The 11,153-nt window shown below is 58.8% G+C and carries 14 protein-coding genes, 2 tRNA genes and 1 riboswitch; of the genes, 7 read left to right on the forward strand and 9 right to left on the reverse strand.

Annotation, left to right across the window (positions count from 1 at the left end; genetic code table 11):
• Positions 1–73: 73 nt before the first annotated feature.
• Positions 74–928 carry an LppM family (lipo)protein gene (locus GC119_RS03265; RefSeq protein ID WP_070573734.1) on the reverse strand — a complete coding sequence of 285 codons (855 nt, stop codon included), beginning with the start codon at positions 926–928 and terminating at the stop codon, positions 74–76.
• A gap of 253 nt (positions 929–1,181) precedes the next feature.
• Positions 1,182–1,294, forward strand: a riboswitch (SAM riboswitch).
• A 43-nt stretch (positions 1,295–1,337) separates the two neighbouring features.
• On the opposite strand from GC119_RS03265, the gene GC119_RS03270 reads away from it, so the two are divergent.
• Positions 1,338–1,859 (forward strand): hypothetical protein, encoded by a 522-nt coding sequence (locus tag GC119_RS03270; RefSeq protein ID WP_226829226.1) that lies wholly within the window; start codon positions 1,338–1,340, stop codon positions 1,857–1,859.
• Positions 1,860–2,073: 214 nt separating this feature from the next.
• On the opposite strand, the gene GC119_RS03275 is transcribed toward GC119_RS03270, so the two are convergent.
• From GC119_RS03275 to GC119_RS03295, 5 genes are all read right to left on the reverse strand, one after another.
• Positions 2,074–2,337: a hypothetical protein gene (locus GC119_RS03275; RefSeq protein ID WP_070573730.1), complete on the reverse strand. Its 264-nt coding sequence runs from the start codon at positions 2,335–2,337 to the stop codon at positions 2,074–2,076.
• The gene (locus tag GC119_RS03280; RefSeq protein ID WP_070777807.1) at positions 2,334–2,891 is read right to left on the reverse strand and encodes a RelA/SpoT domain-containing protein; all 558 of its coding nucleotides are present in this window, start codon (positions 2,889–2,891) and stop codon (positions 2,334–2,336) included. Before GC119_RS03280 ends, GC119_RS03275 begins: the two co-directional genes overlap by 4 nt.
• Positions 2,892–3,125: 234 nt before the next feature.
• Positions 3,126–3,198: transfer RNA gene (locus GC119_RS03285), tRNA-Lys, on the reverse strand.
• 197 nt (positions 3,199–3,395) lie between these two features.
• A complete protein-coding gene (locus tag GC119_RS03290; protein WP_070573727.1) occupies positions 3,396–3,749 on the reverse strand; it encodes a GroES family chaperonin in 354 nt (117 codons plus the stop codon).
• A gap of 18 nt (positions 3,750–3,767) precedes the next feature.
• Positions 3,768–4,055, reverse strand: a complete 288-nt coding sequence (locus GC119_RS03295; RefSeq protein WP_083304099.1) for a DUF3618 domain-containing protein — start codon at positions 4,053–4,055, stop codon at positions 3,768–3,770.
• Between the two features lie 119 nt (positions 4,056–4,174).
• Between GC119_RS03295 and bcp the strand changes: the two genes are divergently transcribed.
• Together bcp and GC119_RS03305 are read left to right on the forward strand one after the other, a co-directional pair.
• Positions 4,175–4,642, forward strand: coding sequence for a thioredoxin-dependent thiol peroxidase (gene bcp, locus GC119_RS03300; RefSeq protein WP_070573724.1), 468 nt, complete (start codon positions 4,175–4,177; stop codon positions 4,640–4,642).
• A 122-nt stretch (positions 4,643–4,764) separates the two neighbouring features.
• Positions 4,765–4,849 (forward strand) — tRNA-Leu (locus tag GC119_RS03305).
• A 154-nt stretch (positions 4,850–5,003) separates the two neighbouring features.
• Here GC119_RS03305 and GC119_RS03310 read toward each other — a convergent pair.
• Complete coding sequence (locus tag GC119_RS03310) at positions 5,004–5,528, reverse strand: TetR/AcrR family transcriptional regulator (RefSeq protein ID WP_193215602.1); 525 nt, start codon at positions 5,526–5,528, stop codon at positions 5,004–5,006.
• 109 nt (positions 5,529–5,637) lie between these two features.
• Between GC119_RS03310 and GC119_RS03315 the strand changes: the two genes are divergently transcribed.
• Complete coding sequence (locus tag GC119_RS03315) at positions 5,638–6,597, forward strand: hypothetical protein (protein ID WP_070573720.1); 960 nt, start codon at positions 5,638–5,640, stop codon at positions 6,595–6,597.
• On the opposite strand, the gene GC119_RS10915 is transcribed toward GC119_RS03315, so the two are convergent.
• Positions 6,594–6,737, reverse strand: coding sequence for a hypothetical protein (locus tag GC119_RS10915; protein WP_176747357.1), 144 nt, complete (start codon positions 6,735–6,737; stop codon positions 6,594–6,596). The genes GC119_RS03315 and GC119_RS10915 overlap by 4 nt on opposite strands.
• Positions 6,738–6,876: 139 nt before the next feature.
• On the opposite strand from GC119_RS10915, the gene GC119_RS03320 reads away from it, so the two are divergent.
• On the forward strand, positions 6,877–8,322 hold the full coding sequence (locus GC119_RS03320; protein WP_070573718.1) for an ATP-binding protein: 1,446 nt from the start codon (positions 6,877–6,879) through the stop codon (positions 8,320–8,322).
• Positions 8,323–8,572: 250 nt separating this feature from the next.
• Here the strand turns inward: GC119_RS03320 and GC119_RS03325 are convergent, their stop codons facing one another.
• Complete coding sequence (locus GC119_RS03325; RefSeq protein ID WP_070573717.1) at positions 8,573–9,043, reverse strand: GNAT family N-acetyltransferase; 471 nt, start codon at positions 9,041–9,043, stop codon at positions 8,573–8,575.
• Positions 9,044–9,362: 319 nt separating this feature from the next.
• Between GC119_RS03325 and GC119_RS03330 the strand changes: the two genes are divergently transcribed.
• Positions 9,363–9,989, forward strand: coding sequence for a DUF6891 domain-containing protein (locus GC119_RS03330; RefSeq protein ID WP_151952440.1), 627 nt, complete (start codon positions 9,363–9,365; stop codon positions 9,987–9,989).
• 228 nt (positions 9,990–10,217) lie between these two features.
• Positions 10,218–11,150 (forward strand): ABC transporter ATP-binding protein, encoded by a 933-nt coding sequence (locus GC119_RS03335; protein ID WP_151952441.1) that lies wholly within the window; start codon positions 10,218–10,220, stop codon positions 11,148–11,150.
• Positions 11,151–11,153 lie beyond the last annotated feature (3 nt).

Raw genomic sequence — 11,153 nt, forward strand, 5'->3', positions numbered from 1 at the left:
ACATAGGGCTCCGGCAGAGTTTGGTGAAGCTCTGCCGGAGCCCTATGTCAGTTCTTGTGGGGTGCTGTCTTCGTCAGCTCTGAGGAGGACGAGGCGGCATCGGCGGACCACCCGGCCGCTCCGGCGGTGCCTGCGGCGCCTGCGGGCCGGGATTGTTGTACGGAGCTGCCCCCGGCTGCTGGACAGGGTAGTTGGGGCCGCCCTGTCCGAAAGGCGCGGGAGGCTGGTTCTTCTGCTTCTTCTTCGCCACGACCACAACGACGATGACGACTGCCGCAACGATCGCCAGGAAGACAAAAAGTCCGATCACGATGAAGACGATCAACCATGGGAAGCCCGAGGCTTTCGCAGTCACGCTGATGACGTCCTTGTCGTATGAGCGCAGGTCGTAGGTGACTGTCTTGCCGGAGATCTGGCCGCCTTCAGCCTCGACGACCTTACCCGGGAAGGTCAGCTTAACCTCGGCTTCTTTGAAGATCTCTGACGTCGACGGGGCCTCGCCTCCTGTGTTGAAAGCCGGAGAATCCGTGTCTTTTGCGATGTTCGGCAGTTCCATGACGATGTTGTCGCCGTCTTTTTTCAGGACGATGCGTCCGGGTCCACTCCCGGTGGTGCTGGTGAAGTCCTCTGCTGCGACTTTGTCGAACGTGACCCTGTACCCGAGTTCACTGTCAGTCGAGATCTTTTCAGCCTGGGCCCCTTCTGGGATGGTGTCTTTTACGTCTTCGACAGACTGGTCAAGCTGCTTCTCGATGTCACTTTCTTGGGCAAGACCGCCGAGCTCGGACACCTTTTCGTTGACTTTCTGTCGTTCGACAGTTGCGACGAGGCCACCGCTGACGCGCAGGTCTTTGTCAATGGTGAGATCCATTTTGACAACGGCGTTGAGGCCCGCACATCCGGCCAGCACCAGTGTGACCATCAGCATCGCGCCTACCGTCAGGGCTCGCCCGAGCCTGTTGTCGATGGTTGCTGTTGGGGCACCTTGTGAATGTCGACTGTTATGCAATGCGGGCCGCGCCTTTCACCTGTTTCCTGGTTTGAACGTTCAGAGGAAGTCTAGCTGTACTGACCACAGAACGGTGCGCTCAGAAGGACAGTCCGCCGACCACGAAAATGTCTGTGACGATTTGTTACCGATTCCGGCCGAAATTTCTGCAGCTCCAGTATGTTGTTCGCTGGTTCAAGAGCTGCAGCTTTCAGTACCTGGCTGGCTGCACGGCAACCCTCTCCATCGAGTGGGGTGCCCCAGGGGAAGAACCGGCATGAGCAAACGTTCATGCAAGTCGATGGATCTCTGCGCGCAGACGCACCGGGATCCGGTAAGGAACATTCCCATGTCTACTCACCATGGCAACAGCGGTACAGGAAATCCTCACGACGTCGACCCTGCGGATGGTTGGGGCGAAGTCCCTGAAGCTGATCGCCCCCTGTGGTCTCGCTATATGCTCGACCACTGCCCTGCATTCCCAGGGGCGACCATCATGAATTTCATTGCAGGCAGCGTCGTCAAGGGCGGTACGCGCGTCCCTCAATCTTGGAAGGACACAGCCGCCGAACTGCACAATGCCGGTTTCAGCCCGCTCCAGTACTTCCTACTTGCTGAGCTGCTGTCAGGCGCGCGAAAACAGGGCGAATTGCAGGAAGCCGTACACGGCCATCTTTTTAAACAGTGGTTCGGCTATCCTTACCCGGATTTTCGGCTCAACGCTGATGCCTGGCGGCCCTGGCTTCAGCGTCTGCAGAATGCGCAGTCGCCCAGTCGAGCACTCAGCCACATCCTTCATGGGTGGAACCTGCCGCCCTTGGGCACGGTGAGGTTCAGGAATGGAGGGCAAACGCGGGTCGTTTCCGACTGAGCAAATGGAGCGTCCCGTCAGGAAAGACGGGACGCTCCGCATCGTCAGCTTCTAGGGCCAGCCCAGCCTCGTCCACAACAGACTCACGTCCACTCGCTTCGGCAGCAACGAATAGAAGACGCGATACATTGGCTCGAAGCACCTATTGACGTCCTCGAATTCTGACATCGGGCGCTCTTCCCCTACCGAACAGTTTCGGCTCAGCTGCCACTCATTACCGTCTCAGCGTCTCGAGCAGGCCATCTGCTCCGCTTGCTGCTGCAAAACCGGTGAAGTAGGTGCTGTGCGTTGCCTTCACTGTTTCAAGGGAATCTGACCCGACCAAAACAATGTCAGTAGACACCGAGTTGCGGTATTCCGTCTCGAGCTTTGCGTATTCCTCCATTGCCCGCTCCGCATCGGTTCCGAACGACTCCTGCATGATGAGCTTGTCCTGGGCATGGTCAAACACAAGCAGGAAATGATTGATGTTGTTCATGACGCGCCCTCCTGCTTTTCAATGCTCGCGGTGAGCAGCTTGTTCACTTCAGCGATCTGGTCGTTTGCGATGGTGATCAAGTCTAGCGGAACGTGCTTCTGCTCTTCTTCGAGGCGGTATATTTCGGCCAAGTTTCGCGCCAGAATCTGAACAGGGTGGTCACCGGTGTCCGCGACCTGGACTCCCCAGGCGTCGAGGATCGCGGCTTCTACAGTCCGCACCTCCGCGATGTCGCTGACCAGGATTCTGCATCCTCCGATGTCCTGCATGCGGGACAGGTCCAGCCCCTTCTCACGATCGCCTAGCTTTTCTACGATCGTCTGCTCCCGCTTAAGCCGCTGCGTCACCTGGGCATCAATTCCAGATCCCGATGCAATGCCACTCACACTGTTGGTGACCCTCAGAAGCGGGCCGGCAAACTGAGAGCGAAAGACTCGCACAGTTTCGAGAGCTTCCTCAAATTCCGCTTGACTAGCCTCACCGCTGCGGAACTTCCGGATCTTCGACCCTGCTTTCCGGACGCTGGTCTTAGACGGTCTTTCATGCGATGCCACGTTGCCAGCTTATTCGACAGCCTTCGCTCTGCTCGAGCTTTCAAGCACTGCCGTAACAGGAGCGTTTTACGTGCAAAAGCTCCACGAGACGCCCGCCATGTCTGCGCACCCGAGAGCTCTCGGGAAGACGCGACCAGTGATTCAAAAGATTAGGTAAACGCGGGACAAGCGACCCGGCAACCGAGCATCAAAAGGCCCTGACCTGCATTTCTACTGGTCAGGGCCGTGTTTTCGTACACCCCCCGGGACTCGAACCCGGAACCCACTGATTAAGAGTCAGTTGCTCTACCAATTGAGCTAGAGGTGCGCAACGAGAGTTAACTATACACACATCTTCTGGCGGTGGGAAATTGAGATTCGCCCGCATACGGGCTTTGTGACTAACCGCACAGAACTTGGCCGACGGGCGCATCGTGCGCTGTGCGTGGGAGGCAAGCAGGCAGCTGCCCCAAGCTACCGCTTGACCGGCTGGCAACTTGGGCAGTTGGCCAGCCAAGCCCGCGGTCACAGGTACAGGCCGGTGCTGTCCTCACCCACGGTCTGCGAGATCGCGTGAATATCGCGTTCGCGCAGAAGTGTGTACAGCAAACCGTCGAGTTCGACCTCAGCACGATCTTCTGGATCGAACAGAATTGTGTCGTGCAGGCTGACTTGCCGCACATTCGGGCCCGTAGCCACAACCGTTCCCCACGCCAACCGCTTGCCCATCGCCGCTGTGGCGGGAATGACAATACCGGCGGAGGATTTGCGCTCCCCCGCCTCTTTGTCAGGTTCCACCAGCAGGCGGTCGTGGAGCATGCGGATGGGAAGCTCGCCAGCGGTTTCTGCCGCCGGCCGAGCTTGCGACGTATCAGACATACAGTTTGTGCTTGCCGATCAGTACTTGCGCTGGCTGCGGACGATGCCCAGAGCAATGATCGACGCAGCACTCAACACCAACCCGCCGACAAGTGCCGCGGTGTCAGCGCGGACCGAACCATCCGAGTTGACGGCAGCGCCCTTGACTCGGTTGCTGGCACGAGCCGCAATGGCTTTGGGGTGGACTTCGCCCACCAGGGTGTCGATATTGGCGGCCAAGCGCTGTTCGCGCAGCCGGATGGATTCTTCGAGCTGTGCCTTCGAAGCGTTGTCGACAGTGATGTCCGAGGTGTAGACGTTGCTCACGCGCATTCCTTTTCTTCGGAAGTCTGCTTACCCACCCGAGCTTACCGTGACCGACTGACACTGAGCGGCAGGTGGCAGAATGAGACGCAGAACTTACGCCCCGTAACGAAGGGAAGGCCATGACCCGACTGGAGATCGGCGACACCGCACCGGATTTCACCCTGACCGACCACACGGGTAAGGACGTAACCCTCTCGGATCTGCGCGGCACGCCCGTCATCGTCTACTTCTACCCGCGAGCGATGACTCCCGGCTGCACCACGCAGGCGTGTGACTTCCGCGACAGCCTGTCATCACTGAAATCAGCCGGCTACACAGTGCTTGGGGTTTCGCCGGACAAACCGGAAAAACTCGCCCAGTTCGTGGAAAAGGAAGGCCTGAACTTCCAGCTGCTGTCCGACCCGGACAAGCAGGTCATGACCGAATGGGGTGCGTTCGGCGAAAAGAAGAACTACGGCAAGATCGTCCAGGGTGTTATCCGCTCCACGATCGTGCTGGATGAAGAAGGCACCGTGAAAGTCGCGCAGTACAACGTGCGCGCCAAGGGACACGTGGAACGTCTGCGCCGCGAGCTCGGCATCGACTGACCGGCGGCAACACCCGAGCCGCTTCCCCACCTCAGTGGCTCGCCTAAGACGCCAGCTCGTCACGGCGAACACACCTCGAGCCCGTCGATGCTGGATCGCGGTCTTGTATGCTGGGCTCGCCCGCGCGAGTGGCGGAATTGGCAGACGCGCTGGATTTAGGTTCCAGTGTCTTCGGACGTAGGGGTTCAAGTCCCCTCTCGCGCACCAAGTCCCGGGACATCGTTCACTCGATGTCCCGGGACTTTTTGTTGGGGTTTAGTTGGTTGACTAGACGCCGCCCGCCTCCTAGTGCCGCTCAGTTCGCACGGCTCACCTCGTGCGCACTGCCCGAGCCAGATCGGCACCTCCACCGGCCCAGACCCTACGGTCGGATTCCGCGAATGAAGGCTTCAACCAGCCACTCGTGCAGATCCGGGATCTGCTCCTCAACGAACGACGGAAGGGGGCGGGTAGCCGTAGCGATTCCAGCAACAAGACGCATTGCATCGATATCGCCGATCAAGCCCGCTTCTCGGGCCCGCACGAGAATCGGGTCAAATTGCGCCAGTCGTTCAGCGCGAACCGCCGCTACCCGCTCCGATTCGGCGAACTCCTGATCAGCTTCGGCTACGGACACCAGCTGGGCGCTCACCTGGGTGCGAGCCACGTCGGTAATGAAGCCGCGCCAGGCCGCTTCCGGGTCAGCATCCCAACGCTCCAGCGCACGGTCCATCGCGGCGAGCGCTTCGGCGCTCATCTCCAGACCAAGGGCGAGGAGGAGGTCACCTCGCGCAGGAAAGTGCCGGTACAGGGTTGCGATCCCAACGCCCGCCTGGACCGCGATGGAGCGCAAGGACACGTTTGCACCCTGTTCTGCGAAAAGTGTGCGCGCAACACCCAGAATCACTTCGCGATTCTGCTGAGCATCTGACCTCCTAAGTTTGCAATCATTATAACCGGAGCAGTATGATCCGATTATATACGGATCGCTCCGCTCCGCTTAGTTATGAGAAGTCATGCCAGACACCGCACAGAACAAGGAGGGCCGTCGTAAGCTCGGCCCCACCGCCATCACCGGACTGGTGAGCACCGTCATCGCACTCATGCTGTTGGCGCTCCTCACCCCGGCCATCAATTCGGGCGCCCACGACATTCCCCTAGCCGTGTCTGCGCCAGAACCCGTCAAGGCCGCCATGACGCAGAAGATCGAGAAGTCCGGCGCGTTCACAGTTGTCGACGCTTCGAGCCCAGAAGATGCCGAAGACAGAGTGAAGAACCGTGAGACCGTCGGCGCAGTCGCCGCCAGCCCAACCGGCACGACCATCACGATTGCCAGCGGTGCTGGAGCTCCCTATGCCGCAGCACTGAATGGCATGGCTACCCAGCTGAAGGCAGAAGGCCAAGAGGTCACCGTTAACGATGTTGCGCCCATGACATCGGAGGACCCGCAGGGCGTGGGACTGTCTTCAGCACTGCTTCCGCTCATCTTCGGCGGTATGGCTTCGGCAGTTCTGTTGGCCACTCAGCTGAAGTCGGCCGGTAAGCGCACCTTGGGTGCAGTCGGCGTGGCTGTCCTCGGCGGGCTTGTTGCCGCCGCGATTCTGCAGCCGTGGTTCCACGCGGTCGACGGCAGCTTCTGGCTGCTGTGGTCGGGCCTGACGCTCGGCATCCTCGCGATATCCAGCACTGTGCTCGGCCTGTTCTCTGTCCTGGGCTTTGCGGGACTGGGAATCGGTGCTGTACTCATGCTGTTCGTGTCGAACCCGCTGTCCGGTTTCGCTGCCGGGCCGCAGTGGTTGCCGGCCGGCTGGGGCACTTTCGGACAGCTCATGCCTGTGGGGGCTGCAGGCACATTCCTCCGCTCAGCCGCGTATTTCGACGGCAGCGGCCTGGGAATGTCCCCGTGGGTGCTCATGGCGTGGATTGTCGCAGGGCTTGCCCTGACTGCAATTGGCGCACGCCGCCAGAAGGCCTAAGCAGACTCCCCCGCCGTGGCCACGAAGGTCGATACGAGGTATCGGTTGATGTCGCTGCGGTTGACCGTGATGACCGACGTGGTCGCAATCGAGGAAACGGGCCGGTCGAGCGCCTCGGCGACGTCGGCTGATGACGTCAAAGGCAACACCATCTTGAACAAATACCTCGGCTGACCTCGTACTGCCGCACTTCCTACCCAACTTCCCGCAATCTTCCCACTTAACTTCCCACGGTGTTATGCTGAGTGGGAAGTTAAGTGGGAAGTTAGCGAGCACTCGATGGACACCGAACGCTTAGAGTCAATCGTCCACGCACTGCGGCTGGTAGGAACGGACAACCAGCCCACCGAAGTCAAGAGCAATGCAGGCAAGTCGATTCGCGAAACTCTCAGCGCGTTCGCGAATGCCAACGGCGGCCTCATCATCTTGGGGCTCGATGAGTCAAACGGCTTCTTGCCCCTGGAGGGCTTCGATGCAGCGAAAGCTCAGGACGCACTGGAAACTCGATGTGCCCAAACCACACCCCCAGTACGGCCACTCATCAACATAGTCCCCTTTGAGGACTCCTTAGTTGTTGTAGCGGAAGTCAATGAAATGACGTCCGAAGACAAACCCTGCTACGTGACTGACCAGGGGAAATATGGCGGCAGCTATATTCGAGTTGGCGACGGTGACGTCCGACTTACGCAATACGAAGTCGACCGCCTCATCGAGGAGCGGACCCAACCCAAATGGGACGAACAGTCAGTGACAGAAGCACGGCTTGAAGATCTGCACTCAGACACCGTGAATGCCTACATGACCGTTCAGCACGAACGCCGCCCCAAAACCTTTAACGACGGCACCGAAACCGCGATGAAACGTCTGCGCATCCTTAAGGACGGACACCCGACCCTAGCGTCGCTGCTTGTCATGGGTGAGTATCCGCAGGAATTCTATCCGCGCCTCACAGTGACATTTGCCAACTTCCCGGGGACAACCAAGGGTTCCGTTACCGAAGGGGTTCGACTCCTAGACAGTAAAACCCTCACCGGAACCATCCCGGAGCTCGTTGACGAAGGAATCGAAACCGTCAAGAACAACATGCGCACTGCCGCGCTTATCGGCGAAAAGTACCGCTCAGACCTGCCGGACTATCCCCCTATCGCAGTACGCGAAGCGCTTGTGAATGCCCTCATGCACCGCGATTACTCACCGCACGCGCAAGGCAGCCAGGTGCAGATCAACATGTTCGCTGATCGTCTTGAAATCACGAGCCCGGGAGGACTGTATGGAGGTGTCACCGTACGGAACCTCGGGAAGCCAGGCGTGAGCTCAACCCGAAACCAACGCCTCTCTTCGTTTCTTGAGGACGTGAAGTTTCACGATGATGGAGGCGGAGCAGGCGTCGTCGCTGAAAACAGGGGCACAGGCATCGCTGTCATCCAACGCTCGCTCGCCGACGCCCTCATGCCACCACCTGAATACATCAACCGGCTGGACAGCTTCACCATTGTCTTTCACCGGCGAAGGGTGGCAGAAAAAGAACGTTACGCAAGCGCCTTTGACCAAGTACTCACCGCGCTGAAAGGCCAGGCCTCTGCTTCCACATCAGAACTTGTGCAAGAAACACGACTAAGCCGTACAGCAGTGCAAAAAGCAGTAAACGAACTCATCGCCGAAGGCGTCGCCGAGCGCACTGAACCACTGAGAAGCCCTCGGCAGCGCTACCGCATCAAGACATAGCCGCTCTGCGGAAGAAGCCCTGGCCTACCGGACCACCACAAGCTTCCCACTTAACTTCCCACTCGGCTTCCCACAGTGTTATGTTGAGCGGGAAGTTAAGTGGGAAGCTGCTGGGGACGCTTCAAGGCAGGCTTCAGACCTGCGCCTTGGGTGGAAAGCCTGGTGAGGGAACACGTACTGCCCGACGGCTGGCAGAAGCTCCAAGCAACCAAGAACGGCGCAGGGCCTCAGACTTCCGATACCTGTGCTGTCAGTCGCCTAAATATTTGATGAACACCTGACAGGGGTTCCATTCATCCCACAGAGTGGGGAACACTTCGAGTTCTTTATAGCCCACCGATTTATAGAACTTGTTCGTCACGTCATACTCGTCATAGTGGCCCGACTGAACAGTCTTGACCTGCGAGTATGAGTAGCCCAAACCTTTCGCCAGCTTTTCGTACTCGTCGTTCAGCTGTGTGGCCACACCACTGCGATGGAACTTCTTCTTAACTCCCATCACAAATATGTCTGCGCAGTCCGGACTGGTTGCATTGAGAACCAGGAACCCAGCCACTTCGTCCTGATGGAAGGACGCCAAGAGCGGCTTATCCTGCGAATCAGTTATGTATTCCTCAGTGCTTTCAGGCATACCGAACCACTCAGGAAGGTCGTTCAGCACTTCCCTGGCAATTTCAGCCTTCTGTTCTTTGTCCTTTATTTCTTTGACAAGAAACTCCATACCGATCCCCAGCTGTCAAGCCTTCTAGGCCACTGGGCAGACGCCGGCGTCCACCGTGACCAGTTACGTTTTCGCAATCATGACATAAGGCAGGCAGGTTGTGCCCCTCAACGAATCCACAGGCGCGATGACGCACCACCCCGCCTCTTCGGGCACCACAAGCAGTCCGTAACCGTCGTGGACTACACCTCGGCTAGAAAAGTGGAGCGCGGTTCTGCGATGTTCGTTCACAGCTACGCGAATAACCGCCACACCCCTATGTCCGGAACCTGCACCCGCCCTCTAGCCCAATAGAAGCACACCTCTGTAGGGTGGCATCATGATTCGCCACGCAATGTTTGATTCCGCCTATCCCCCATCGGATTCGCTGTCTGTTATGGAAACGGTCGAAAGCGACATCTCGATGATGCTATGCCGCGGCCAAACCTACGAAAAGATCCTCTGGTACTACAACGAGTTCCTCGACCCTGACGAGTGGCAGGAACAGGCCTCGAATATCAACCCTCGCCCGGAGAGGATCGAGGACTACATCAAGCTGGTCAGCGACGAATACCGGCGCCTGGTCCCAAAATCCTCTGCGCATGCAAAATCGATCTATGACGTTGGCTGGTTTCTCGAGGAGGCCGGTATCGCGTGGTCCTTCGATGAGGGCTTCGACCAGAGCGAAGCCGCCTACTATGCACAACGGAAGGCCCGCGCCTACGACTCCAATGACTACGCTTGCTGCACCATACAAGACGTGGACCGCCTGATCAGCACCGGTGTGCTCTACGTGGGCTTCTCATCCATGATCGCAAGCAAGGAAGAACACGAGAAAACTGGGCGGTGGGTATACAACGAGCTCACCGAACGTGGCCTCAACCCCGAATGGGACGGAGACGCATCCGCCCGCATCAAATGCAGCAACCTGCTCTACGAAGTAAAACTCGCACCAGACTTCCCGTAAACGGGAGGTTCTCCCGTCCGGTTCCGACATCTCCACAAGGGTGCGGACCACCGAGCGCGGCGCTGATCCGCACTGTCACTGGTGCAGTTGTGTGGCTTCTGCAGTTATTCGGCCGAAAGTGAGCCGCAAAGAAACACAGCCCACCCCTCACGCCCATGACAAATGTCATGGGCATGTGGTGACAGAAGATATGCCTGCCTTTCGCGCTGACTTTCTAGCGTGAAAGACATGACTACGGCACACATATCTGCTCAGCAGAAACCTCCAGCCATAGAGCTCAGCGGAATAAGCAAAACGTTCAACGCCCGCTCCACCAATCCCGTGCACGCGGTGAAGGGCACCAACCTCACCGTGCATCCGGGCGAAATCATCGCGCTTCTCGGCACCAACGGGGCGGGCAAGACCACGCTGATCGACCTGATCCTGGGGCTGACCACACCGAGCTCCGGCAGCGTCAGCGTTATGGGCCAGTCCCCCAAGCAGGCTGTCTACAGCCAAAACATCAGCGCACTCATGCAGACCGGCGGCCTGCTCAATGAACTCACGGTCAAGGACACGGTGGAAATGATCGCCGCGACCTTCCCAAAGCATTTGCCGCTCAAGGACGTCATCGCACAAGCCGACCTGGGCACCGTCTACAAGCGCCGCGTGGGCAAATGCTCCGGCGGCGAACAACAGCGCATCCGCTTTGCCCTGGCCATCCTCGGCAATCCCGACATCCTCATCCTCGACGAACCAACCGCCGGAATGGACGCCGGTGCACGCCGCCGCTTCTGGGAGTCCATGGAGCACCAGGCCCAGCAGGGGCGGACTATCATCTTCGCCACCCACTACTTGGAAGAAGCAGATCAGTTCGCCCAGCGCATCGTCCTGATGAACAAGGGCGAGATCGTCGCAGACGGCACCGCCGAGGAACTGCGCAACATGAACGCGAGCTGCGTGGTCAGCGCCGAATTCCCAAACGAATTCCCCAAGCTCACAGAACTGCCCGAGGTGAAAAGCACCGAAACCACCGGCAGCCGCCTGCACATCACCACCGAGGACTCCGACGCACTCGCCCGGTACCTGCTGACCGAAACGGACGCCCGCAATCTGACCATCACCAGCCACAGCCTGGAGGACACTTTCCTCGCGCTGACACAGAGCAACCAGGAGGCCTGAGCA

It is taken from the genome of Brevibacterium sp. Marseille-P9724, from assembly GCF_902500275.1.
Lineage (GTDB): Bacteria > Actinomycetota > Actinomycetes > Actinomycetales > Brevibacteriaceae > Brevibacterium.

Bases quoted from the DNA above. Each gene is read 5' to 3' on its own strand.
- GC119_RS03315 (WP_070573720.1), top strand. From the start codon at position 5,638: ATGCCAGACACCGCACAGAACAAGGAGGGCCGTCGTAAGCTCGGCCCC.
- GC119_RS03270 (WP_226829226.1), top strand. From the start codon at position 1,338: ATGTCTACTCACCATGGCAACAGCGGTACAGGAAATCCTCACGACGTC.
- GC119_RS03335 (WP_151952441.1), top strand. From the start codon at position 10,218: ATGACTACGGCACACATATCTGCTCAGCAGAAACCTCCAGCCATAGAG.
- GC119_RS03275 (WP_070573730.1), bottom strand. From the start codon at position 2,337: ATGAACAACATCAATCATTTCCTGCTTGTGTTTGACCATGCCCAGGAC.
- GC119_RS03290 (WP_070573727.1), bottom strand. From the start codon at position 3,749: ATGTCTGATACGTCGCAAGCTCGGCCGGCGGCAGAAACCGCTGGCGAG.
- GC119_RS03265 (WP_070573734.1), bottom strand. From the start codon at position 928: ATGCTGATGGTCACACTGGTGCTGGCCGGATGTGCGGGCCTCAACGCC.
- GC119_RS03330 (WP_151952440.1), top strand. From the start codon at position 9,363: ATGATTCGCCACGCAATGTTTGATTCCGCCTATCCCCCATCGGATTCG.
- bcp (WP_070573724.1), top strand. From the start codon at position 4,175: ATGACCCGACTGGAGATCGGCGACACCGCACCGGATTTCACCCTGACC.
- GC119_RS03320 (WP_070573718.1), top strand. From the start codon at position 6,877: ATGGACACCGAACGCTTAGAGTCAATCGTCCACGCACTGCGGCTGGTA.
- GC119_RS03325 (WP_070573717.1), bottom strand. From the start codon at position 9,043: ATGGAGTTTCTTGTCAAAGAAATAAAGGACAAAGAACAGAAGGCTGAA.